This is a genomic window from Bradyrhizobium daqingense (assembly GCF_021044685.1).
GTDB classification, from domain to species: domain Bacteria; phylum Pseudomonadota; class Alphaproteobacteria; order Rhizobiales; family Xanthobacteraceae; genus Bradyrhizobium; species Bradyrhizobium daqingense.
In genome coordinates this window covers 5,396,031-5,416,142 of the sequence record NZ_CP088014.1, presented here as the reverse complement: position 1 = coordinate 5,416,142, position 20,112 = coordinate 5,396,031, and the positions used below count along the sequence as shown (strand labels likewise).

Here is a 20,112-nt window from a genome sequence, read left to right as displayed (position 1 = left end):
CAGACATTGGCTTCACCGGAGCAATAGATCGCTCCGCCATAGAGCCTCGTTCGCTGTGACGTGCCACTGACGTCATGCCGAGGTTTAAACTGTGCCTTTTGTTTTCTCTGCGGCCCGGCGCCCCTGCGCCGGCATCGTTGCAGCCGTTTCCCTTGCTTTGCTCGATCCCTCAATCGCCCGCGCGCAGCAGGCCGCCGTCGAGCGACTGCCGCCGGTCGAGGTGACGAGCCCCACCGATCAGAACCGAACGCGCGCCAGAGCGACCGGCAATGGCGATACCGGCAGGCGCCGGACGACGCCGAACGTCGCGTCGACGGGAACCGGCTCGTCCGGCTCGGGCGGCGAGGCGGCCGCCAACGATGGAGGTATCGTCGGCGCCGCCACGACCGTCATCACGGCCGCGGACATCGCTCATTCGCCGTCGCTGACGCTTGCCGAGATCATCGGGGGCCAAGTCGCGGGCGCCCAGCTCACAACGTTTTATGGCAGCCAGATTGGCGCCAAGACCAGCGTCGACCTGCGCGGCTTCGGCGCCTTCGCCAACGCCAACACGCTGGTGCTGATCAATGGGCGGCGGCTGAACGACATCGACATGACGCAGGTGGACCTATCCACCATCCCGCTCAACGCGATCGAGCGCATCGAGATCACCCGGGGCAATTCCGGCGCGGTGCTCTATGGCGACAATGCGGTCGGCGGCGTCATCAACATCGTCACCGGGAACGGTGCCGGCGGACCGCCGGTCGCCGCGCGCATCGAGGCCGGCTTCGGCTCGTTCAACGCCAGGCTCGGTAATGTCTCGACGTCCCTCAATTCGGGTCCGTGGTCGACCTCGTTTTACGGCAATACCGTCAAGACCGATGGCTATCGCGACAATAATCGTTATTCCCAGCAGAACGGCGTCGGCAATCTCAATTACACGACGCCAGGCCTGACCGCTTTCCTGACGGTTACCGGCGATAATCAGGAGCTGCGACTGCCGGGCGGCCGCACCGTCGATCCCTCCATCGGCCTCGACGAGGTCGCGACCAACCGAAGGGGGACCAGCACCCCCTTCAACTATGCCAACCAGCAGGGATTTGGCGCAACAACGGGCCTCACCAAGACCCTGGTGAATGGCGTCGATCTCATCGTCGATGGCGGCATGCGCAACAAGAAGCAACAGAGTGCGTTCTTCTCCAGTCCGACGCCGGTGCCTGCCTTCTTCACCTCGACCTATGTCGACGCCGAGCTGACGACCTGGTCGATCACGCCGCGGCTCAGCGTGAAGAGCTTGGCGTTCGGCATGCCGTCGCAGCTCCTGACCGGCGTCGACTATTACGATGCGAGCTTCCGGCAGAACCGCGGTGCCGGCCAGGGTCTTGCTCCCTGGCACAATTACGACCTCAGGCAGCAGACGGTCGCGGGCTATTTCCAGCACGCGCTGGGTGTGATGCCGACGACCGACATCTCCTACGGCGCGCGGGTGCAGAGCATCCATCTCGCGGCACGCGACAATTTTGATCCGATGGCTCCGTTCAACGCCGACATCGGCGCGCTACCGCTGCGGAGCGACGAGACCCAATATGCGTTGCATTTCGGTGCCGAGCATCGCCTCAACGACATGGTCTCGCTGTTCGGCCGCGCCGCGCGGGCGTTCCGCACGCCTGATGTCGACGAGCGCGTGTCGTCGGGACCCTCATTCGATCCCTTCTTCAATCCGCTCCCGCAGACGTTCCAGCTCAAGACCCAGACCTCGCAGGATGTCGAGGGCGGGCTGCGCATCAGGGGAGGCGGTCTTCAGATGCAGAGCAGCCTCTATCTGATGGATCTCACCAACGAGGTCCATTTCAATCCGATCCTGTTCTACAACACCAATCTCGATCCGACCCGCCGTTACGGCTCGGAGACCAGTGTCTCCTATCGCGTCAACGACGCCCTGCTGCTGCGCTCCGGAGTGGCCTATACGAGGGCGGTTTTCCGCGAGGGCGTCTGGGCTGGCAACGACGTGCCTCTGGTCTCGCGCTACACCGCGAGCGCGGGTCTCACCTGGCACATCTGGCAGAACTACGTGGTGCTCGATGCGACCGCGCGCTTCTGGAGCGAGCGCCGCATGGACAACGACCAGGCAGGAACCCAGAAGCCGATCCCAGCCAACGGCACGATCGACCTCAAGCTCAGCGGTCAATATGAGCGCTATTTCTGGTCGCTCAGCGTCAACAACGTGCTGAACGCGCTCTACTACGATTATGCGATCGCAAGCACGTTCACCGACGGCCGCTTCAGCGCCTATCCGCTGCCCGGCCGCACCTATCTGCTCAAGGCCGGCGCTACGTTCTGATCAAGGCTCTGCACCCGGGGCTGTCACAAGCTCTCAAACCGACTAGAATACGAAAAGAAGGAGATCAACCATGGCTCGCAGCATCCTGCCGTCTCACGCCGACCGTTTGCGGCTTCATCCTGTGCCGCCACGCCTTGCGCCGCTGTTCTGCCTGGCGCTGCTGACGGCGTCGTGCGCGCTCGCGAGCTTCGCGCTGGCTTGCGCGACGCCCTTTGCGGCCTTCGCGGTTCTCGCGGCCGCGATGCTGCCGCTGCGTCCCGCGCTGCTCGTCGTCACCGGCGCCTGGCTCGTGAACCAGACCATCGGCTTCGGCGCGCTGCATTATCCAGTGGACGGCAGCACCACGGCCTGGGGTCTTGCCATCGGTATGGCTGCGCTGCTGGCCACAGCAGTGTCGTCCGCCGTGCTGCGGACGCTGCCGCAGGGACGCACGCCGCTGGTGCTGACCGTGACGTTCGTCGCCGCCTATGCGGCCTATGAGCTCGTGCTGCTTGCCGCGACGCCGTTGCTGGGCGGCGAGGGCGCCTTCACGGCAGCCATTTTGACGCGCATCGGGCTGACCAGCGCCGCATGGCTCGCCGGCCTCGTCGCCGCGTGCGAGATCCTACGTCTTGTCGATCCGCTCCGGCGCAAGGAAGCGATGTCGGCCTGAGCGGTCCGCCGCGCCTGTGTCGACCTCTGTCAATCCGGATTCGGAAAAATATTCCGATTTACCGAAATTCGGAATTGGCGTATGTGATGCGCATCCCGGCTCACCCTTGAGGGGCGGTCATGTTGTCGTGTGATCGCAGAGCCGGGCTTGCGGTGGACGCAGCAGCGTCGTGTGCGAAAGCCAAGGGCAGGGCGGATTGCTCTCCGTGAACCCTTCGCATCGCGTGGACGAGCGGCGCTGTCAGGTTCGTCGCGTCATATTCCGGTGGCAAGGTGCACAACGCCGCCGGACCCTGTGGCGTCAACGAACCGTGCGTACGGCAAAACCGTGTGGTCCTGGCCGTCGTTGCTACGGTCAAGCTCTTGCGGAGGCGGCATCTGCGTCAACCGGCGCAGGGCTGGTGAATTTCGCAAGGGTGAGGGAGGCCAGAAGGAACTCGGCTCCCGGGAGAGCACGGCATAAGCCGTCCGACCATCGCGCAGGGAAGGCCGTGTGTTGGGCTTCACCTGTATGCTGCTGTGCGGTTCTTCCTGCGTGTGCTTTTGCGCAGCGGACCGCGGGTGCCGCCGGCACCCGGCCTTCCCTGCACCCTCTTGGCTTTAGAGGGTGGAGCGATCAAGCAAAGCTCGGGCGAAATGCGCCGCGAGGCTGCGAGGGCATGTCTGCAGCCACACACTCACTGTCATCGTCCGGCTTGACCGGACGATCCAGTACTCCGAGATAGCAGTGATTGATCGAGACGCCGCGGCGTACTGGATTCCCCGCTGGAGCCTGTCATCGGGCTCGCCGAAGGCGAGACCCGGTGGCGGGGAATGACAGCGGAGGTTAGAGAGAGAGCCAGCTATCGCCACATACTCCGTCATTGCGAGGAGCGAAGCGACGAAGCAATCCAGAATCCCTCCACGGAAAGACTCTGGATTGCTTCGTCGCAAGGGCTCCTCGCAATGACGATGTGGAGAGAGTCGCGCCACATTTCGCTCCCGTGCCCCGGACGCAGCGCAGCGTCCCTTCGACGATGCGCTGCAGAGCCGGGGCCCATCTCTCCGCATGCCCCTGCCACCCTGGGTCCCGGCTCAGCGCCGCAACGCGAAAGCGCGTTCACGCGCGCGTCGTCGACACGCTATGGCGTCGCGGCTTGTCCGGGACATGGTCGTGAACCGCGACCACTTGCCTTGCTCCATCCAGCAGCGGCCATCGACCTGCAGGAGTGTGTACGCGACTCGGCTTAGGCCTCTGCATCCGCACGCTGAATCAAAGGGTGGTGAATCGGCTCTAGACGGAGGTATCAAAGTAGCGACATCCGTGTCTTCCCGGTAACGATTGTGCTGTCTACGCAACACCCATCCCGGATTTAACCTTCATCACCGGCCGTTCGTATCAACGCCGCTTTTTGGCCACACCCGAACGTGAATAAAATCGCTCTAATGTTTTAGGAGCAGCGGCAGTCCTCGACAGCACGGAAATCCCAAGGTCGATTCAAATCTTGGCTCTGATTTTTCGGGTCTGAAAGGGTTGGCCGAGGAAACTGGTTGCGATGGGCGCCAAGATTGACAAGCAGAGGCTACCGAGCCGTCACGTGACGGAAGGCCCTCCGCGCGCGCCGCATCGGTCCTACTTCTACGCGATGGGTCTGACCACCGAGCAGATCCACCAGCCGTTCGTCGGCGTCGCCTCCTGCTGGAATGAGGCGGCTCCCTGCAACATCGCCCTGATGCGCCAGGCGCAGGCCGTCAAGAAGGGCGTGGCGTCGGCCGGCGGCACGCCGCGCGAATTCTGCACCATCACCGTGACCGACGGCATCGCCATGGGCCATGACGGCATGCGCTCCTCGCTGCCGTCGCGCGAATGCATCGCCGACTCCGTCGAGCTGACCGTGCGCGGCCATGCCTATGACGCGCTGGTCGGCCTCGCTGGCTGCGACAAGTCGCTGCCGGGCATGATGATGGCGATGGTCCGCCTCAACGTGCCCTCGATCTTCATCTATGGCGGCTCGATCCTGCCGGGCAATTTCCGCGGGCAGCAGGTCACCGTCCAGGACATGTTCGAGGCCGTCGGCAAGCATTCGGTCGGCGCCATGTCGGACGAGGATCTCGACGAGATCGAGCGCGTGGCCTGCCCGTCGGCGGGCGCCTGCGGCGCGCAGTTCACCGCCAACACGATGGCGACCGTCTCCGAGGCCATCGGCCTTGCGCTGCCGTACTCGGCGGGTGCGCCCGCACCGTACGAAATCCGCGACGCGTTCTGCATGACCGCGGGCGAGAAGGTCATGGACCTGATCGCTCAGAACCTCCGGCCGCGCGACATCGTCACGCGCAAGGCGCTGGAGAATGCGGCTGCCGTGGTGGCGGCGTCCGGCGGCTCGACCAATGCTGCGCTGCACCTACCGGCGATCGCGCATGAGGCGGGTATCAAGTTCGACCTGTTCGACGTCGCCGAAATCTTCAAAAAGACACCATATGTCGCGGATTTGAAGCCGGGCGGCCGTTATGTCGCCAAAGACATGTTTGAAGTAGGTGGCATACCGCTTCTGATGAAGACGCTGCTCGACAACGGATTTCTCCACGGCGACTGCATTACGGTCACCGGTCGAACGATCGCCGAAAACCTCAAAAGCGTGAAGTGGAATCCGCACCAAGACGTGGTGCACCCGGCGGACAAGCCGATCACCGTCACCGGCGGTGTGGTGGGTCTGAAGGGCAATTTGGCGCCAGAAGGTGCGATCGTGAAAGTCGCGGGAATGTCCAACCTCAGGTTTACCGGTCCGGCCAGGTGCTTCGACCGTGAGGAGGATGCTTTCGAGGCCGTCCAGAACCGCACCTACCGCGAAGGCGAAGTCATCGTGATCCGCTACGAGGGGCCCAAGGGCGGCCCCGGCATGCGGGAAATGCTCCAGACCACCGCAGCGCTGACCGGCCAAGGCATGGGCGGCAAGATCGCGCTCATCACCGACGGCCGCTTCTCCGGTGCCACCCGGGGCTTCTGCATCGGCCATGTCGGCCCCGAGGCCGCGATCGGCGGCCCGATCGGGCTGCTCGAGGATGGCGACATCATCGAGATCGATGCCGTCGCCGGTACCCTTGACGTAAAATTGAGCGACCAGGAGCTTGCCCAACGCAAGACCAAATGGAGCGCTCGCGCGACTAACCATACGTCGGGTGCGCTTTGGAAATATGCTCAGCAGGTTGGACCAGCGGTCGGTGGGGCAGTAACCCATCCGGGCGGCGCGCACGAGAAACAGTGCTATGCGGACATCTAGGCGTGCCAAAGTTGCGTTTGTGTTGGGGGCTATAGCGCTGGCCGCGCCGGCGCTCGCCTTTGACGGTGCGCCGGTCAACAAGGACGCTGCCATCCCCGTCGTGACCACCCTGCCTGGCGCCGCAGCCGCGGTTCGCACCAAGGTTCCGCCGGTGGTCGCCACCCAGGAAACTTCGCTCACCGCGCTGCAATATGCCGCCGAGGGCGGTCACCCCATCGCGCAATGGAAGCTCGGCCGCATGTACGCCAATGGCGACGGCGTCGCCCAGGACGATCTGCGCGCCTTCGAATATTTCAGCCGCATCGCCAACGCGCATGCCGAGGACAGCCCGTCGGCGCCGCAGGCACAGATCGTGGCCAACGCCTTCGTCGCGCTCGGCCGGTACTATCTGAGCGGTATCCCGAACTCGAAGGTCAAGTCGGATCCGGATCGGGCGCGGGAGATGTTCTCCTATGCCGCGTCCTATTTCGGCAACGCCGACGCGCAGTACGATCTGGCGCGGCTGTACCTGAAGACGCCGGACGCCTCGCGCGAGGATTTCCGCTACGGCGCACGCTGGCTCGGCCTTGCCGCCCAGAAGGGCCAGCATCAGGCCCAGGCGCTGCTCGGCCAGATGCTGTTCAACGGCGACCGGCTGCCGCGGCAGGCTGCGCGCGGCCTGATGTGGCTGACCCTGGCGCGTGACAGCGCCGGCGCTGAAGAAGTTTGGATCAAGGAAAGCTACAACCGCGCCTTCGCCAAGGCCTCCGACGACGACCGCGCCATGGCCCTGCAAATGCTGGAGCAATGGGTGCAGGGCCGCCGGGAGTAATCACTATTCCGGGGCGATGCGAAGCATCGAACCCGGAATCTCGAGATTCCCCGGTGCGCAGTTGCGCACCTGAGGTTCGGCTCTTCGAGCCGCCCCGGAATGACTACGCGAATTGGTTCAAGCCGCCTCGAGATCGAGATCCGCCCATACCGGCACGTGGTCCGACGGCTTCTCCCAAGCCCGCACATAGCTGTCGATCCCGACATTGGCGAGCTTGTCGCTGGCCTGCGGCGACAGCAGCAGATGGTCGATCCGCAGGCCCTGGTTTTTCTGCCAGGCGCCGGCCTGGTAGTCCCAGAACGTATAGAGCCCGGGCTCGTCGGTGACGGCGCGCAAGGCATCGGTCAGGCCGAGGCCGAGCAAGGATTGAAAGCTCTCGCGGGTCTCGGCCTTGAACAGGGCGTCCTCGGTCCAGGCGGCGGGGTTGTGGACGTCACGGGCGTGCGGGATGACGTTGAAGTCGCCGGCAAGGATCAGCGGCTCCTCGGTCTTGAGGCGTTCCTTCGAGTACTCAAGAAGCCGCGACATCCATTTGAGCTTGTAGGGATATTTCTCGGTCCCGACCGGATTGCCGTTGGGCAGATAGAGGCAGGCGATGCGCAGTACGCCGCTCTTGAGCGTCACCACCCCTTCGAGGAAGCGGGCGTGGGCATCCTCATCGTCGCCGGCCAGCCCCGACTTGGTCTCGTCGAACCGGAGCTTAGAGAGCAGGGCGACGCCGTTGAAGGTCTTCTGCCCGTGCGTCACCACATTGTAACCCAGCGCCTCGATCTCCAGCCGCGGGAAGGCCTCGTCGACGCATTTGATCTCCTGGAGGCAGACGATGTCCGGCTGGCACTCCTTCAGCCAGCTCAGGAGCAGGTCGATCCGCTGCCGGACCGAGTTCACGTTCCAGGTGGCTACTCTGATGGGCATGTCGGCGGGCTCCGGGCAGGGGCCATGGTTAGAACAAACTGCCAACGCGCCCGTCAAGGACGCCGCAAAATCTCCCACAAAATTAACCCGCCTTAAGCGCGCGCCGGGGCATGGATTTGCGCAAGGGTTCCACCGATGGGATGGCCGGACAAATCCATGAAGCGAACTGAGCCGCGAGACGGCCTGGTCGGCGCGTTCCTGTACTGGCTCGGCGGCTTCGAGATCGAGGACGGCCTGACCGCCGATCTCAGCGAGCGCGAGCTGCGGCGCATCCGCGCCAAGCAGATAGACGCGGTGACGCGGCTGATCCCGGTGACGATGGCCGTGACCATGCTCAATGTCGGCATCGTGCTGATCCTGTTCTGGGGCCGGGGCTGGAACGACTTCCTCGCGATCTGGGGCCTGACACTCGCCGCCACCGCCTCGCTCGCGGTGCGCGCGTGGCGGAGGTCGCATCGAAACCCGCCGCAAGAGGCCTCGCCACGCGCCGCGCGGCAGATGCTGCGACAGGCGTTCTTCCTCGCCGCGATCTGGGGCACGCTGCCGCTAGCCCTGTTCAGCCGCGTCGAGCCGACCAGCCAGCTCATCCTGGCTTGCCTCATGGTCGGGATGATGTCCGGTGGCGCATTCATGCTGTCGACCTTTCCGCGGGCCGGCCTCGTCTATCTCGCCACCGTGACGATCGCCTGCGTCGGCGCGCTGCTGCTGTGCGGCACCGGTCCCTATCTCGTCACCGCGGTGTTCCTGCTGCTGTTCGCGTTCTTCATGGCGCGCAACATCGTCTCCCAAGGCAACCTCTTCCTCGGCAATCTCAAGGCCCAGCTCGAGCTCGAGCGGCAGACCGAGATCATCTCGCTGCTGCTCAAGGACTTTCAGGAGAATGCCAGCGACTGGCTGTGGCAGACCGATGCCGAGGGACGCTTGGTCGAGGTGCCCGAACGCTTCGCCGCCGTCGCACAGCTGCCGCTTCCGCTGCTCAAGGGATCGCATTTCGCCGACGTGCTCGACATGCTCTGCCCCGAGGACAAGACGGCTGCCTACAACATCGTGGGCCTGATGGAGCAGGCCGAGCCGCTGCACGAGATGAACCTGAAGGTCGTTGCCGGCGGCGAGGCGCGGCTGTGGTCGCTGACGGCGAAGCCGGCCCACGATCGCGACGGTCATTTCCTCGGCTATCGCGGCTTCGGCCGCGACGTCACCGAACGCTGGCGCGCGGAAAAGGCCGAGGCCGAGAGTCGCGCCAAGTCCGACTTCCTCGCGGTGATGAGCCACGAAATCCGCACGCCGATGAACGGCGTGCTCGGGCTCGCCAGCATGCTGCTGGAGACCAAGCTCGATCCGGAGCAGCGCGAGGCCGTCACCACGATCCGCGAGTCCGGCGACAATCTCCAGCGCATCCTCAACGACATCCTCGACCTGTCCAAGCTCGAGGCCGGCCGCTTCCAATTCGAGGCGATCGATTTCGCGCCGCAGGCGCTGGTCGAAGCCGTCGCGACGGTGGGGCGCGCGAGCGCCAAGAACAAGGGGTTCACAGTCAGGGTCGCGCTCGATCCGAACCTGCCGCCGACGCTGCGCGGCGACGTCGCGCGCATCCGCCAGGTGCTGCTCAACCTCGTGTCCAACGCGGTGAAGTTCACCGACGAAGGCGAGGTGACGATTTCGGCCACCTGCCAGGCGCGGCGCGATCTGCTGGCGACCGTCGAATGGACGGTGACCGACACCGGCATCGGCATCGCCCCCGAAAAGCTCGGTGAGCTCTTCAGCGATTTCGCCCAGGCCGACGCCTCGATCAGCCGCCGCTTCGGCGGCACCGGCCTTGGCCTTGCGATCTCCAGGCGCATCATCGAGCAGATGGGCGGCACCATCGGCGTCACCTCGACGCCGGGCGAGGGCTCGGCTTTCCGCTTCACGCTGGTGCTACCCTGGAGCCAGGCGCAGGCATCCGATCAGGATGCCGGCCGCGATGCCGCCGAGGAGCTGAGGGCCCGCATCGCCGACCTCGACCGGCCGCTGAGGGTGTTGGTTGCGGAGGACGACGCCGTCAACCGCATGGTCGTGAGCAAGATGTTGGGGGCCTTCGAGGTCGAGCTGCGCGTCGTCACCGACGGCGTGCAGGCGGTCGCGGCAGCTTCCGATGGCGACCACGATATCGTGCTGATGGACGTGCGCATGCCCGACATGGACGGACTGGCCGCGACCCGCGCGATCCGTGCGCAAGGCGACCGGTTCGAAACCTTGCCGATCGTGGCGCTCACCGCCAATGCGTTCCCCGAGGACGTCAGGATTTGCCGCGAAGCCGGCATGTCGGACTTCCTCGCCAAGCCGCTGCGCAAGCCGGCGCTGATCGCTGCACTCCTGCGCGCGCTGGACGGCTACGTCATGTCGGAGGACGCACCGCTGCAGCCGGACCTGATGCCCGTCGCGGTCGAATGGACGGACGAGGAAAGGCAGGCGACGGGTGTGTAATTATTTCCGCGCTTAGACCGAGAAGCTGGTCCCGCAGCCGCAGGATGCGGTCGCATTGGGATTGTTGACGCGGAACGAGGCGCCGATCAGGTCGTCGACGAAATCGACCTGCGATCCCGCCAGGAACGGCTGCGAGGCCGAATCGACCAGCACCACCGCGTTGTCCTGTTCGATCACGAGATCGTCGTCGGTGCGGGCGCGGTCGATGTCGAACTTGTACTGAAAGCCGGAGCAGCCGCCGCCCTCGACCGAAATGCGCAGCATCGCACCCGAACCTTCGCCCTTGAGTATCTCCCCAATCCGGCGCGCGGCCCGGTCGCTGATGGTCACGGCAGTCGTCATCGTTCGTCTCCGATAGTCCCGCAGTCATACCCAATTCATTTGGTATCCCGCGCCCGACATAGTTAAGTGCCACCATACGCAGAATCAAATGGATAGGGACTAAATTCGCCGTGTCCGTCGGAATGGCAGCCCCCCGCGCGCCCTATGCTTGCGACCCCGATCGCAGCCGCGGCCGGCTGGTGGCCGAGCCCCCGAGTCGGACCCGCAGCCCGTTCCGGCGGGATTGCGACCGGGTCATCCATTCCACGGCGTTCCGCCGCCTGAAGTACAAGACCCAGGTGTTCGTGTTCCATGAGGGCGACCATTATCGCACCCGGCTGACCCATTCGCTGGAGGTGGCGCAGATCGCCCGCGCACTGGCCCGGCAACTCGGCCTCGACGAGGACCTCACTGAGACCCTGGCGCTGGCGCACGACCTCGGCCATCCGCCGTTCGGCCATGCCGGCGAGCGGGCGCTGGACGCTTGCCTGAAGGCGTTCGGCGGCTTCGACCACAACGCCCAAACGCTCCGCGTCGTCGCCGCGCTGGAGCACCGTTACCCCGAGTTCGACGGTCTGAACCTGACCTGGGAGTCGCTGGAGGGCATCGTCAAGCATAACGGCCCGCTGACCGATCGCAGCGGCGCGCCCACCGGGCGCTACCGCGAGCACGGAATTCCCGTCGGGATCGCCGACTACATCAGGACCTATGATCTCGAATTGTGGAGCTTCGCCTCGCTGGAGGCCCAAGTCGCCGCGATCGCCGACGACATCGCCTATGACGCCCACGACATCGATGACGGCCTGCGCGCCGGTCTGTTCCACCTCGACGATCTCAAGGTGATGCCGCTGACGGCGGAGATCATCGCCGAGACCTCGGCGCATTATCCCGATCTCGAAGACGTCAGGCGTGGCGCCGAGCTGGTGCGCGAGCTGATCTCGCACCTGATCGGTGCGGTGTTCGCTGAGGCCCGGAAGAACCTTGCGGCGCTCAAGCCGCAATCGGCCCAGGATGTCCGCCAGCTGAGCCGGGCTCTGGTCACGTTTCCTGCGGAGGTCGCTGAGGAGGAGGCCGCCATCAAGCGCTTCCTGTACCAGCACATGTACCGTCACAAGCGAGTGATGCGGGTGATGGCGGAGGCGGAGCAGATCCTGTTCGACCTGTTCGCGAGATATTTGAAGGAGCCATCCGAACTGCCACCGGAATGGCTGCTCGGGGCGGAGGCGGACAATGAGGGCGACCGGGCCCGCCGGATCGGCAATTTCATTGCCGGAATGACCGACCGTTTCGCCCTGACCGAGCACCAGCGGCTTTTTGACTCGACCCCGGATTTGCGTTAGGCGGCGGCCATGCCCGAGACCACCTCATCCCTGCATTTGTTCGCTGACGTGCTCGCGCGCGTGCACGCCGCCTGCCGTACGCTGGCCGTGGAAGCCAACTGGCCCGAGGGCATCGATTTCTCCCGCGTGGTGGTCGAGCCGCCGCGCGATGCCTCCCATGGCGACATGGCGACGAATGCCGCCATGGTGCTTGCGAAAGAGGCCAAGGCAAAGCCCCGTGATCTCGCCGAAAAGATCGCCGAGCGGCTGCGCACCGACGCGCTGATCGCCAAGGTCGATGTCGCCGGCCCCGGCTTCATCAACCTGACCTTGAAGCCGGCCGCCTGGGCCGAGGCGCTGCGCACGGTGCTGCGCGAGGGCGCCGATTACGGCCGCGTCCGCGGTGGCTCCAAGGTCAATGTCGAATACGTTTCGGCCAACCCGACCGGGCCGATGCATGTCGGCCATTGCCGCGGCGCCGTGTTCGGCGACGCGCTGGCGAGCCTGCTCCAGTTCGGCGGCCACGACGTCACGCGCGAATATTACATCAACGATGCCGGCGCCCAAGTCGACGTGCTCGCGCGCTCCGCGTTCCTCAGGTACCGCGAGGCGCTGGGACAGGACATCGGTGCGATCCCGGAAGGGCTCTATCCCGGCGATTACCTCAAGCCTGTCGGCGCGGCGCTGGCGAAAGAGCACGGCGACAAGCTGCTCGGGATGAGCGAGGCCGAGTGGCTGCCGACGGTGCGCGCCAAGGCGATCGCGATGATGATGGACGAGATCAAGGACGATCTCGCCGCCCTCAACATCCGCCACGACGTGTTCTTCTCCGAGCGCTCACTGATCGAGACCGGCAACAACAAGGTCGCCGAGACCATCGACTTCCTGCGCGCCAAGGGCGACATCTATGAGGGCCGCCTGCCGCCGCCAAAGGGTGCGCCCGTCGAGGACTGGGAGGACCGCGAGCAGCTGCTGTTCAGGGCGACCGCCTATGGCGACGACGTCGATCGTCCGCTGATCAAGTCGGACAATTCCTACACCTACTTCGCGTCCGACATCGCCTACCACAGGGACAAGTTCGACCGCGGCTTTGCCGAGATGATCGACGTTTGGGGCGCCGACCATGGCGGCTACATCAAGCGCATGCAGGCGGCGGTGAAGGCGACCACGTCGGGCAAGGGCGCGCTCGACGTCAAGATCGTGCAGCTGGTGAAGCTGCTGCGCAACGGCGAGCCCGTGAAAATGTCCAAGCGGAGCGGGGACTTCGTCACCTTGCGTGAGGTGGTGGATGAGGTCGGCCAGGATGCCGTCCGCTTCATGATGCTTTACCGGAAGAACGATGCGGTACTCGATTTCGACCTCGCCAAGGTCATGGAACAATCGCGCGACAACCCGGTGTTCTACGTCCAGTACGGTCACGCCCGCGGCCACTCGATCTTCCGCAACGCGCGGGCCGAGGTGTTCCCAGAACTGCCGGAGGATACAGCCGGACGGATCGCTTGGCTGAGTGAGTCGGCGGTCGAACGGCTGTCAGACCCGGTCGAGCTTGAACTTCTCAAGTGCCTCGCAATTTATCCGCGGATGCTGGAAGCCGCAGCCAGCGCCCACGAGCCACACCGAATTGCCTTTTATCTCTATGATTTAGCCAGCGAATTTCATGCGCTTTGGACGAAGGGGCGCGATTTGCCCTATTTACGCTTCATTATCAATAATGATGCAGATCTAACAAAGGCGCGGCTGGCAATGGTCCAGGGCGTCGTCTCAGTCCTGGCATCGGGCCTCGCCATCCTCGGCGTCCATGCCCCGGACGAGATGCGGTAGTTTGGGGCGAACTACTTAAGGGAAATTCGGGGGTAACCGGCAGAAGCCGGATCGCTTAGACTTGGTTGAAAGCCTTGTGGGTCGAAAGCCGTGCCTTGGTCGAGGGGCGCGCGGCTTTCCCGAAGGGACGCATCATCACGATGGCCGAACGATATCAGGACAGACCGTTTCCTTCCGATGATTATGGTCGCGGTGGCGATCAGCATGGGAAGGCGGACAACGATCCCTTGGCCGAGCTCGCCCGTCTGATCGGGCAGACCGATCCATTTGCAGCGCAGTCGCGGCCGACGGCCCGCCCGCCGGCAGCGCCCGCCCAGAGCTATCAGGACCACGATTATCGCGAGGACGATGATCAGCAAGATCATGCCGAGCAGGCTCCGCCGCCCGGACCGCCCTCATGGATGCGTCGTGCTAATGTGCAGCCGCAGCCTGCATCTGCGCCAGAGCCTGACTATCCCGTCTCCGTGAGCCCGGTTCATCCGTTGCATCGCTATTCGGCCCAGCCGGCGGCGCCCGCGTCCGAGCCGGAGTTTCATCAGTCCCAAGCCCATCAGTCCCAAGCCCATCAGTCCCAAGCCTATCAGCCTCACGCCTATCAGGATCAGGCCTATCAAGCTCAGGGCTACCAGCAGCCTGGCCAGGCCTATCAGGAGCAGATCCATCAGGAGCCGTATCCGCAGCCCGATCCGTCGCGCTACGACGATGCGCTCTATGGTCGGCTCGAGACAGGCGAGCAGGACTACCAGCGTGATCCGGCCTACCCGGATGATCCCTACGCCTACCAGAGCGACTATCCGGAAGCCGAGGTCGAGGAGCCGAAGAAGCAGCGCGGCGGCATGATGACGGTCGCGGCCATCCTAGCCCTTGCCGTGGTCGGGACGGGCGCCGCCTTTGCCTACAAGACCTATGTGGGTTTGCCCCGCAGCGGTGAGCCGCCGATCATCAAAGCCGACAACACGCCGACCAAGATCGTGCCGGCGCCGACGGACTCCGCGGCCAAGGTGCCGGATCGCATGGTGATCGGTGACGGCACCGAGAAGATCGTGCCGCGCGAGGAGGCGCCTGTCGACGTCAATGCCAGGGCAGGCGGCCCTCGGGTGGTATTCCCGCCGTTGAACCAGAACGCGAACCCGCCGTCGGTGGCGAGCGTGTCGCCGTCCGCGGTGCCGCCGCCGAGCCCGGGGGCGAGCAATGGCACGCTGCCGAACAATTCGCCTCGCCCGATCAGGACTGTCGCCGTGAAGGGTGACCAGACCGATGGCACGGCAGCGCAATCGGCCGCCGCCAAACCGGCAACGGCATCGGGGCCCAGGCCTGTTGCCGCGCCACCTGCGTCGGCGGCGCCGCGCAATCCGCCGACTTCGGCCAATGCCAGCGCCAATCAGCCGATGTCGCTGGCGCCGCAATCGATGCCGGCGGCCGAGCCGCCGCAGCGGATGGCTGCGACCACTCCGACTCAGATCGCACCGGCCAGCAATGGTGGTGGCGGCTACATCGTGCAGGTCTCCTCGCAGCAGAGCGAGGATAGTGCCGCCGCATCCTACCGGGTGCTCCAGAGCAAGTATGGCAGCGTGCTCGGCTCCCGTTCGCCCGTCATCAAGCGTGTCGATCTCTCCGACAAGGGCAAGGGCGTCGTTTACCGCGCCTTCGCCGGACCCTATGGTTCGGCCGAGGAAGCGACGCAGGCTTGCAACAGCCTGAAGTCCGCGGGCCTGTCTGCCTGCTTCGTCCAGAGGAATTAACGGCCGTTTCCTTGACCCCCTTGCGGGGCAGGGTTAATCGGCCCTTATGAGCACGCGGGCCTTCATTACCGGTGTATCCGGAACCGAACTGACCGCCCCCGAGCGGGAGTTCATCCGTGCGGAACGCCCATGGGGCTTCATCCTCTTCAAGCGCAACGTCGCCACACCGGCTCAAGTAGCTGCACTGGTTGCGGAATTGCGTGCGGTTGCGGGTGCTGCCGACGCCCCTGTCCTGATCGATCAGGAGGGCGGACGGGTGCAACGGCTCGGACCGCCGCACTGGCCGGTCTATCCGCCGGGCGCCGTATTCGCGAGTTTGTACGACACTGATTCGGCGCTCGGGCTCACTGCGGCGCGCCTCAGTGCCCGCCTGATCGCGGCCGATCTCGCCGATCTCGGCATCACCGTGGATTGCCTGCCGCTGGCTGATGTGCCGGTGCCGGCCGCCGATGCCGTCATCGGGAACCGGGCCTACGGCACCGAGCCGGGCAAGGTCGCGGCGATCGCGCGCGCGGTCACCGAGGGGCTGGAGCAGGGCGGCGTGCTGCCGGTTCTCAAGCACATTCCCGGCCATGGCCGGGCCGCCGCCGACACCCATTTCAAGCTGCCGACGGTCGATACGCCCAGGGACGAGCTGGAGCGCACCGATTTTGCCGCCTTCAAGCCGCTCGCCGACTTGCCGATGGCCATGACTGCACATGTTGTGTTTAGCGCGGTCGACCCCGCCCATCCGGCGACGACATCTGCGACAATGATTGCTGACGTGATTCGCGGCGCAATCGGGTTCCAGGGTTTGTTAATGAGTGATGACGTGTCGATGAACGCGCTGTCTGGAAATATCGCCGATCGGACCCGCGCGATTTTCGCGGCCGGCTGCGATGTGGCCCTGCATTGCAATGGCAACATCGAGGAGATGCGCGACGTCGCCGGACAGACACCCGAGCTGTCCGGCAGGGCGCTGGAGCGGGCGAAGGCCGCGCTCGCCGCTCGCAAGCCGCCGCAGCCGTTCGACCGCGCGGCCGCACGCGCGGAACTGGACGCATTGATCGCACGGGCAAACACGGCATCCGCATGACCGCAGAAATCCTATCGTTTGAAACCGGGCGGCCCGCAGAGCTCGCCGAGGGTGAGCCGGCGTTGGTCGTGGACGTCGAGGGCTATGAGGGCCCGCTCGACCTGCTGCTCGCACTGGCGCGGCAGCAGAAGGTCGACCTCGCCAAGATTTCGATCCTGGCGCTGGCCGACCAGTACCTCCACTTCATCGAAGCCGCGCGAAAAATCCGGCTGGAGCTGGCCGCCGACTACCTCGTCATGGCGGCCTGGCTCGCCTTCCTGAAGTCGCGCCTGCTGCTGCCGGAACCGCCGAGCGCGGAAGGCCCGAGCGCGGAGCAGATGGCGACGGCGCTGGCTAATCGTCTGCGCCGGCTGGAAGCCATTCGCGAAGCGGCCAACCGGCTGATGAACAGGCCGCAATTGCAGCGCGACATCTTCCCGCGCGGCGAGCCCGAGCAGATCGCCGAGATCAAGCATCCGAAATACACCGCGACGCTGTACGACCTGCTCACGGCCTATGCCGCGCAACGCCAGTCGCGCGTGCTGGCGAGCGTGCATCTGGCCAAGCGCACGGTGTGGTCGCTTGCTGAGGCGCGCGCCACGCTGGAGCGGCTGGTCGGCAGCATCACCGAGCAGGACGATTGGGGCGTTCTCGACGACTTCCTGATCCGCCACGTCGCCGATCCGACGCAGCGCGCGACGGTGTTCGCATCGAGCTTCGCAGCCGCGCTCGAACTCGTGCGCGAGGGGCAGCTCGAGCTGAACCAGAAAGAGGCGTTTGCGCCCATCTATTTCCGGAAGGGGCGCCCAAAACCGGTCACGGACGCAGCTCCTGCGCCCGATGCGCCGGTCGCTTAAGTGCAAGAAGGAGAATCTGCCATGGCAAGCCTGGCTGAAGTGCGGGTAGATGAGGCCGAGCCGATGGAGAACGAATCCCAGGCACGTCCCGAGGAATTGCGGCTGCTGGAAGCGCTGCTGTTCGCTTCGAGTGAACCGCTGGACACTGCGACGCTGGCCAAACGCATGCCCGATGGCGTCGATGTCAAGGCCGCGCTCGAGCAGTTGCAGGCGGACTATGCCTCGCGCGGGGTGAACCTCGTGCGCGTCGCCAACAAATGGACGTTCCGCACCGCCGGTGATCTCGCCTGGCTGATGACGCGGGAGACCCACGAGACGCGCCGCCTGTCGCGCGCCGCGATCGAGGTGCTGGCGATCATCGCCTATCACCAGCCTGTGACGCGCGCCGAGATCGAGGAGATCCGCGGTGTCGTCACCTCGAAGGGCACGCTGGACGTGCTGCTGGAGACCGGCTGGATCAAGCCGCGCGGCCGCCGCAAGACGCCCGGTCGGCCCCTGACCTTTGGAACCACCGAGGATTTCCTGTCGCAGTTCACCCTGGAGCAGCTCGGCGATCTGCCGGGTCTCGAAGAGTTGAAAGGCACCGGCCTGCTGGATTCGCGTCTGCCGACAGGATTCAGCGTGCCGACGCCGTCCGACGACCCGGCGCTGCGTGAAGACGAGGATCCGCTGGAACCGGGCGAAGACCTCGATCTGGCGCTGGCGCCTGCGGTGGAGCCCGAAGCGCCCGAAGGCGGCAATGAAGGTGGCGGCGAGGGCGGTGCCGAGAACTGATGCCCCGGCTCATGCGGGGCTTCCCTGCGACAGTTAACACTAGCAAGATTACGTAGTGCCGACAGCGAATTGGCACTGCCTTGGTCCTTGTTTTTGAGACCTGCCAAGCCTAGGTTTCGGGGAAGATCGGCCGGGTCCCCGGCCATGCGCGTTTGGAGGGTTGCAGGATGGGTTCACTCAGCATTTGGCACTGGATCTTGGTGATCGCAGTGGTCCTGCTGCTGTTCGGCCGCGGCAAGATTTCGGATCTGATGGGCGACGTGGCGCAGGGCATCAAGGCCTTCAAGAAGGGCATGCAGGACGACGACAAGCCCGCTGAAAAGCAGGAGCCGGCCAAGTCCATCGAGCACAACAATGCCGCGCCGACCGCGGCACGGTCCGACGTCGGCAGCAAGGCCGTCTGAGTCAGAGAGCACGCGAGACGCGGGTAGCGGCCCGATCCTGCGCGCAAGGGATTGGGCCGGCTGCGGCTTCGCGTGAACGGAAGACCTCATGTTCGACATCGGGTGGAGTGAACTGGTCCTGATCGGGGTCGTGGCCCTGATCGCCATCGGCCCGAAGGAGCTGCCGGGCGTGCTGCGCATGGTCGGGCAGTGGATGGGCAAGGCCCGCAAGATGGCCGCCGAATTTCAGGGCCAATTCCAGGAAGCCATGCGCGAGGCCGAGATGGCCGACCTCAAGAAGAGCTTCGACGAGGTCAAGGAAGCCGCGACCGGCTTCAATCCGCTGACGTCGCTCCAGAAGGACGTCAGCGACGCGCTACGCGTCGATGCGCTCGACAAGCCCGCCGAGACGACGACCACGACCGTTGCAGAACCACCTGTGAGCCCAACCACTCCGGAAGCGCCGACGCCCGCCACCTTCGTGGAAGCCGAGGCGCATGCGGCTGTCAACGAGCCGCTCGCCATCACCCGTGAGGTCGAGCAGGCACCGGTGGCGCAAGACACCGCGCCCTCCGAAACGATCAAGGACGCCAAAGCGTCATGACCGACGCCGATATCGAGGCCAGCAAAGCCCCCTTGATGGACCATCTGATCGAGCTGCGGTCGCGGCTGATCAAGGCGCTGCTCGGCTTTGGCCTTGCCTTCATCTTCTGCTTCTTCTTTGCCAAGCAGATCTACAACGTGCTGGTCTGGCCGTTCGTGTGGATTGCGGGTCCCGAGAATTCCAAGTTCATCTACACGGCGCTGCTGGAATATTTCATCACCCAGCTCAAGCTCGCGCTGTTCGGCGCCGGCTTCATCTCGTTCCCGATTGTCGCGACGCAAATCTACAAGTTCGTCGCGCCCGGGCTCTACAAGCACGAGAAGCAGGCGTTCCTGCCGTATCTGGTCGCGACCCCGTTCTTCTTCGTGCTGGGCGCAGCGCTCGTCTATTTCGTGGTGCTGCCGATGCTGGTGCGTTTTTCGCTCGGCATGCAGCAGGCCGGCGGCGACGAGACCGCGCAGATCCAGCTCCTGCCCAAGGTCGGCGAATATCTGTCGCTGATGATGTCGCTGATCTTCGCCTTCGGCATCGCCTTCCAGCTTCCGGTGATCCTGACGCTGCTCGGGCGGATCGGCATCGTCACGTCGAAGATGCTGCGCGAGAAGCGCCGCTATTTCATCGTGCTTGCCTTCGTCATCGCGGCCGTGCTGACGCCGCCCGACGTGCTCAGCCAGTGCTCCCTGGCGTTTCCCCTGATGGCGCTTTACGAAGGGTCGATCATCGCGGTGGGCATGGTGGAGCGGAAGGCCGCGGCCTCGCAGGCGGCCACCGGCACCGACGTGTCGACGCCGGCCAATCCGGCAGAGTAGGGCGCTTT

General features: G+C 65.0%; 16 protein-coding genes. 14 read left to right on the top strand and 2 right to left on the bottom strand.

Annotation, left to right across the window (positions count from 1 at the left end; genetic code table 11):
• Positions 1-91 precede the first annotated feature (91 nt).
• The 4 genes from LPJ38_RS25635 (at position 92) to LPJ38_RS25620 (ending at position 7,039) form a co-directional block, all read left to right on the top strand.
• Positions 92-2,320, top strand: a complete 2,229-nt coding sequence (locus LPJ38_RS25635; RefSeq protein WP_145639486.1) for a TonB-dependent receptor — start codon at positions 92-94, stop codon at positions 2,318-2,320.
• Between the two features lie 70 nt (positions 2,321-2,390).
• Complete coding sequence (locus LPJ38_RS25630) at positions 2,391-2,972, top strand: hypothetical protein (protein ID WP_145639484.1); 582 nt, start codon at positions 2,391-2,393, stop codon at positions 2,970-2,972.
• A 1,534-nt stretch (positions 2,973-4,506) separates the two neighbouring features.
• Complete coding sequence (ilvD, locus tag LPJ38_RS25625; RefSeq protein ID WP_145639480.1) at positions 4,507-6,228, top strand: dihydroxy-acid dehydratase; 1,722 nt, start codon at positions 4,507-4,509, stop codon at positions 6,226-6,228.
• Positions 6,215-7,039, top strand: a complete 825-nt coding sequence (locus tag LPJ38_RS25620) for a tetratricopeptide repeat protein (RefSeq protein WP_145639477.1) — start codon at positions 6,215-6,217, stop codon at positions 7,037-7,039. Before ilvD ends, LPJ38_RS25620 begins: the two co-directional genes overlap by 14 nt.
• A gap of 117 nt (positions 7,040-7,156) precedes the next feature.
• Here LPJ38_RS25620 and xth read toward each other — a convergent pair whose 3' ends face one another.
• Complete coding sequence (gene xth, locus LPJ38_RS25615; RefSeq protein WP_061847975.1) at positions 7,157-7,954, bottom strand: exodeoxyribonuclease III; 798 nt, start codon at positions 7,952-7,954, stop codon at positions 7,157-7,159.
• A 135-nt stretch (positions 7,955-8,089) separates the two neighbouring features.
• Between xth and LPJ38_RS25610 the strand changes: the two genes are divergently transcribed.
• Positions 8,090-10,420 (top strand): hybrid sensor histidine kinase/response regulator, encoded by a 2,331-nt coding sequence (locus LPJ38_RS25610; RefSeq protein WP_145639475.1) that lies wholly within the window; start codon positions 8,090-8,092, stop codon positions 10,418-10,420.
• 12 nt (positions 10,421-10,432) lie between these two features.
• Here LPJ38_RS25610 and erpA read toward each other — a convergent pair whose 3' ends face one another.
• Positions 10,433-10,762: an iron-sulfur cluster insertion protein ErpA gene (gene erpA, locus LPJ38_RS25605; RefSeq protein ID WP_024342679.1), complete on the bottom strand. Its 330-nt coding sequence runs from the start codon at positions 10,760-10,762 to the stop codon at positions 10,433-10,435.
• A 110-nt stretch (positions 10,763-10,872) separates the two neighbouring features.
• Between erpA and LPJ38_RS25600 the strand changes: the two genes are divergently transcribed.
• The 9 genes from LPJ38_RS25600 to tatC all read left to right on the top strand — a co-directional run bounded on the left by LPJ38_RS25600 (position 10,873) and on the right by tatC (position 20,104).
• Positions 10,873-12,081, top strand: a complete 1,209-nt coding sequence (locus tag LPJ38_RS25600; protein ID WP_145639474.1) for a deoxyguanosinetriphosphate triphosphohydrolase — start codon at positions 10,873-10,875, stop codon at positions 12,079-12,081.
• A gap of 9 nt (positions 12,082-12,090) precedes the next feature.
• Complete coding sequence (gene argS, locus LPJ38_RS25595; RefSeq protein WP_158644786.1) at positions 12,091-13,881, top strand: arginine--tRNA ligase; 1,791 nt, start codon at positions 12,091-12,093, stop codon at positions 13,879-13,881.
• A gap of 140 nt (positions 13,882-14,021) precedes the next feature.
• The gene (locus tag LPJ38_RS25590; RefSeq protein ID WP_145639651.1) at positions 14,022-15,623 is read left to right on the top strand and encodes an SPOR domain-containing protein; all 1,602 of its coding nucleotides are present in this window, start codon (positions 14,022-14,024) and stop codon (positions 15,621-15,623) included.
• A gap of 46 nt (positions 15,624-15,669) precedes the next feature.
• Positions 15,670-16,698, top strand: a complete 1,029-nt coding sequence (gene nagZ / locus LPJ38_RS25585) for a beta-N-acetylhexosaminidase (protein WP_145639471.1) — start codon at positions 15,670-15,672, stop codon at positions 16,696-16,698.
• Positions 16,695-17,534 (top strand): segregation and condensation protein A, encoded by an 840-nt coding sequence (locus LPJ38_RS25580; protein ID WP_061847981.1) that lies wholly within the window; start codon positions 16,695-16,697, stop codon positions 17,532-17,534. The genes nagZ and LPJ38_RS25580 overlap by 4 nt, the downstream gene beginning before the upstream one ends.
• Positions 17,535-17,555: 21 nt before the next feature.
• On the top strand, positions 17,556-18,308 hold the full coding sequence (scpB, locus tag LPJ38_RS25575) for an SMC-Scp complex subunit ScpB (RefSeq protein WP_167520655.1): 753 nt from the start codon (positions 17,556-17,558) through the stop codon (positions 18,306-18,308).
• A gap of 167 nt (positions 18,309-18,475) precedes the next feature.
• Complete coding sequence (locus LPJ38_RS25570) at positions 18,476-18,712, top strand: twin-arginine translocase TatA/TatE family subunit (protein WP_008547211.1); 237 nt, start codon at positions 18,476-18,478, stop codon at positions 18,710-18,712.
• An 88-nt stretch (positions 18,713-18,800) separates the two neighbouring features.
• Positions 18,801-19,295 carry a Sec-independent protein translocase protein TatB gene (gene tatB / locus LPJ38_RS25565; RefSeq protein WP_145639469.1) on the top strand — a complete coding sequence of 165 codons (495 nt, stop codon included), beginning with the start codon at positions 18,801-18,803 and terminating at the stop codon, positions 19,293-19,295.
• The gene (tatC, locus tag LPJ38_RS25560; RefSeq protein ID WP_061847982.1) at positions 19,292-20,104 is read left to right on the top strand and encodes a twin-arginine translocase subunit TatC; all 813 of its coding nucleotides are present in this window, start codon (positions 19,292-19,294) and stop codon (positions 20,102-20,104) included. The genes tatB and tatC overlap by 4 nt, the downstream gene beginning before the upstream one ends.
• Positions 20,105-20,112 lie beyond the last annotated feature (8 nt).

Excerpts from the sequence above, each read along its gene's own strand:
- xth (WP_061847975.1), bottom strand. The coding sequence starts at position 7,954 with ATGCCCATCAGAGTAGCCACCTGGAACGTGAACTCGGTCCGGCAGCGG.
- argS (WP_158644786.1), top strand. The coding sequence starts at position 12,091 with ATGCCCGAGACCACCTCATCCCTGCATTTGTTCGCTGACGTGCTCGCG.
- LPJ38_RS25580 (WP_061847981.1), top strand. The coding sequence starts at position 16,695 with ATGACCGCAGAAATCCTATCGTTTGAAACCGGGCGGCCCGCAGAGCTC.
- scpB (WP_167520655.1), top strand. The coding sequence starts at position 17,556 with ATGGCAAGCCTGGCTGAAGTGCGGGTAGATGAGGCCGAGCCGATGGAG.
- nagZ (WP_145639471.1), top strand. The coding sequence starts at position 15,670 with ATGAGCACGCGGGCCTTCATTACCGGTGTATCCGGAACCGAACTGACC.
- ilvD (WP_145639480.1), top strand. The coding sequence starts at position 4,507 with ATGGGCGCCAAGATTGACAAGCAGAGGCTACCGAGCCGTCACGTGACG.
- erpA (WP_024342679.1), bottom strand. The coding sequence starts at position 10,762 with ATGACGACTGCCGTGACCATCAGCGACCGGGCCGCGCGCCGGATTGGG.
- LPJ38_RS25570 (WP_008547211.1), top strand. The coding sequence starts at position 18,476 with ATGGGTTCACTCAGCATTTGGCACTGGATCTTGGTGATCGCAGTGGTC.
- LPJ38_RS25610 (WP_145639475.1), top strand. The coding sequence starts at position 8,090 with ATGGGATGGCCGGACAAATCCATGAAGCGAACTGAGCCGCGAGACGGC.
- tatC (WP_061847982.1), top strand. The coding sequence starts at position 19,292 with ATGACCGACGCCGATATCGAGGCCAGCAAAGCCCCCTTGATGGACCAT.
- LPJ38_RS25630 (WP_145639484.1), top strand. The coding sequence starts at position 2,391 with ATGGCTCGCAGCATCCTGCCGTCTCACGCCGACCGTTTGCGGCTTCAT.
- LPJ38_RS25590 (WP_145639651.1), top strand. The coding sequence starts at position 14,022 with ATGGCCGAACGATATCAGGACAGACCGTTTCCTTCCGATGATTATGGT.
- tatB (WP_145639469.1), top strand. The coding sequence starts at position 18,801 with ATGTTCGACATCGGGTGGAGTGAACTGGTCCTGATCGGGGTCGTGGCC.
- LPJ38_RS25620 (WP_145639477.1), top strand. The coding sequence starts at position 6,215 with ATGCGGACATCTAGGCGTGCCAAAGTTGCGTTTGTGTTGGGGGCTATA.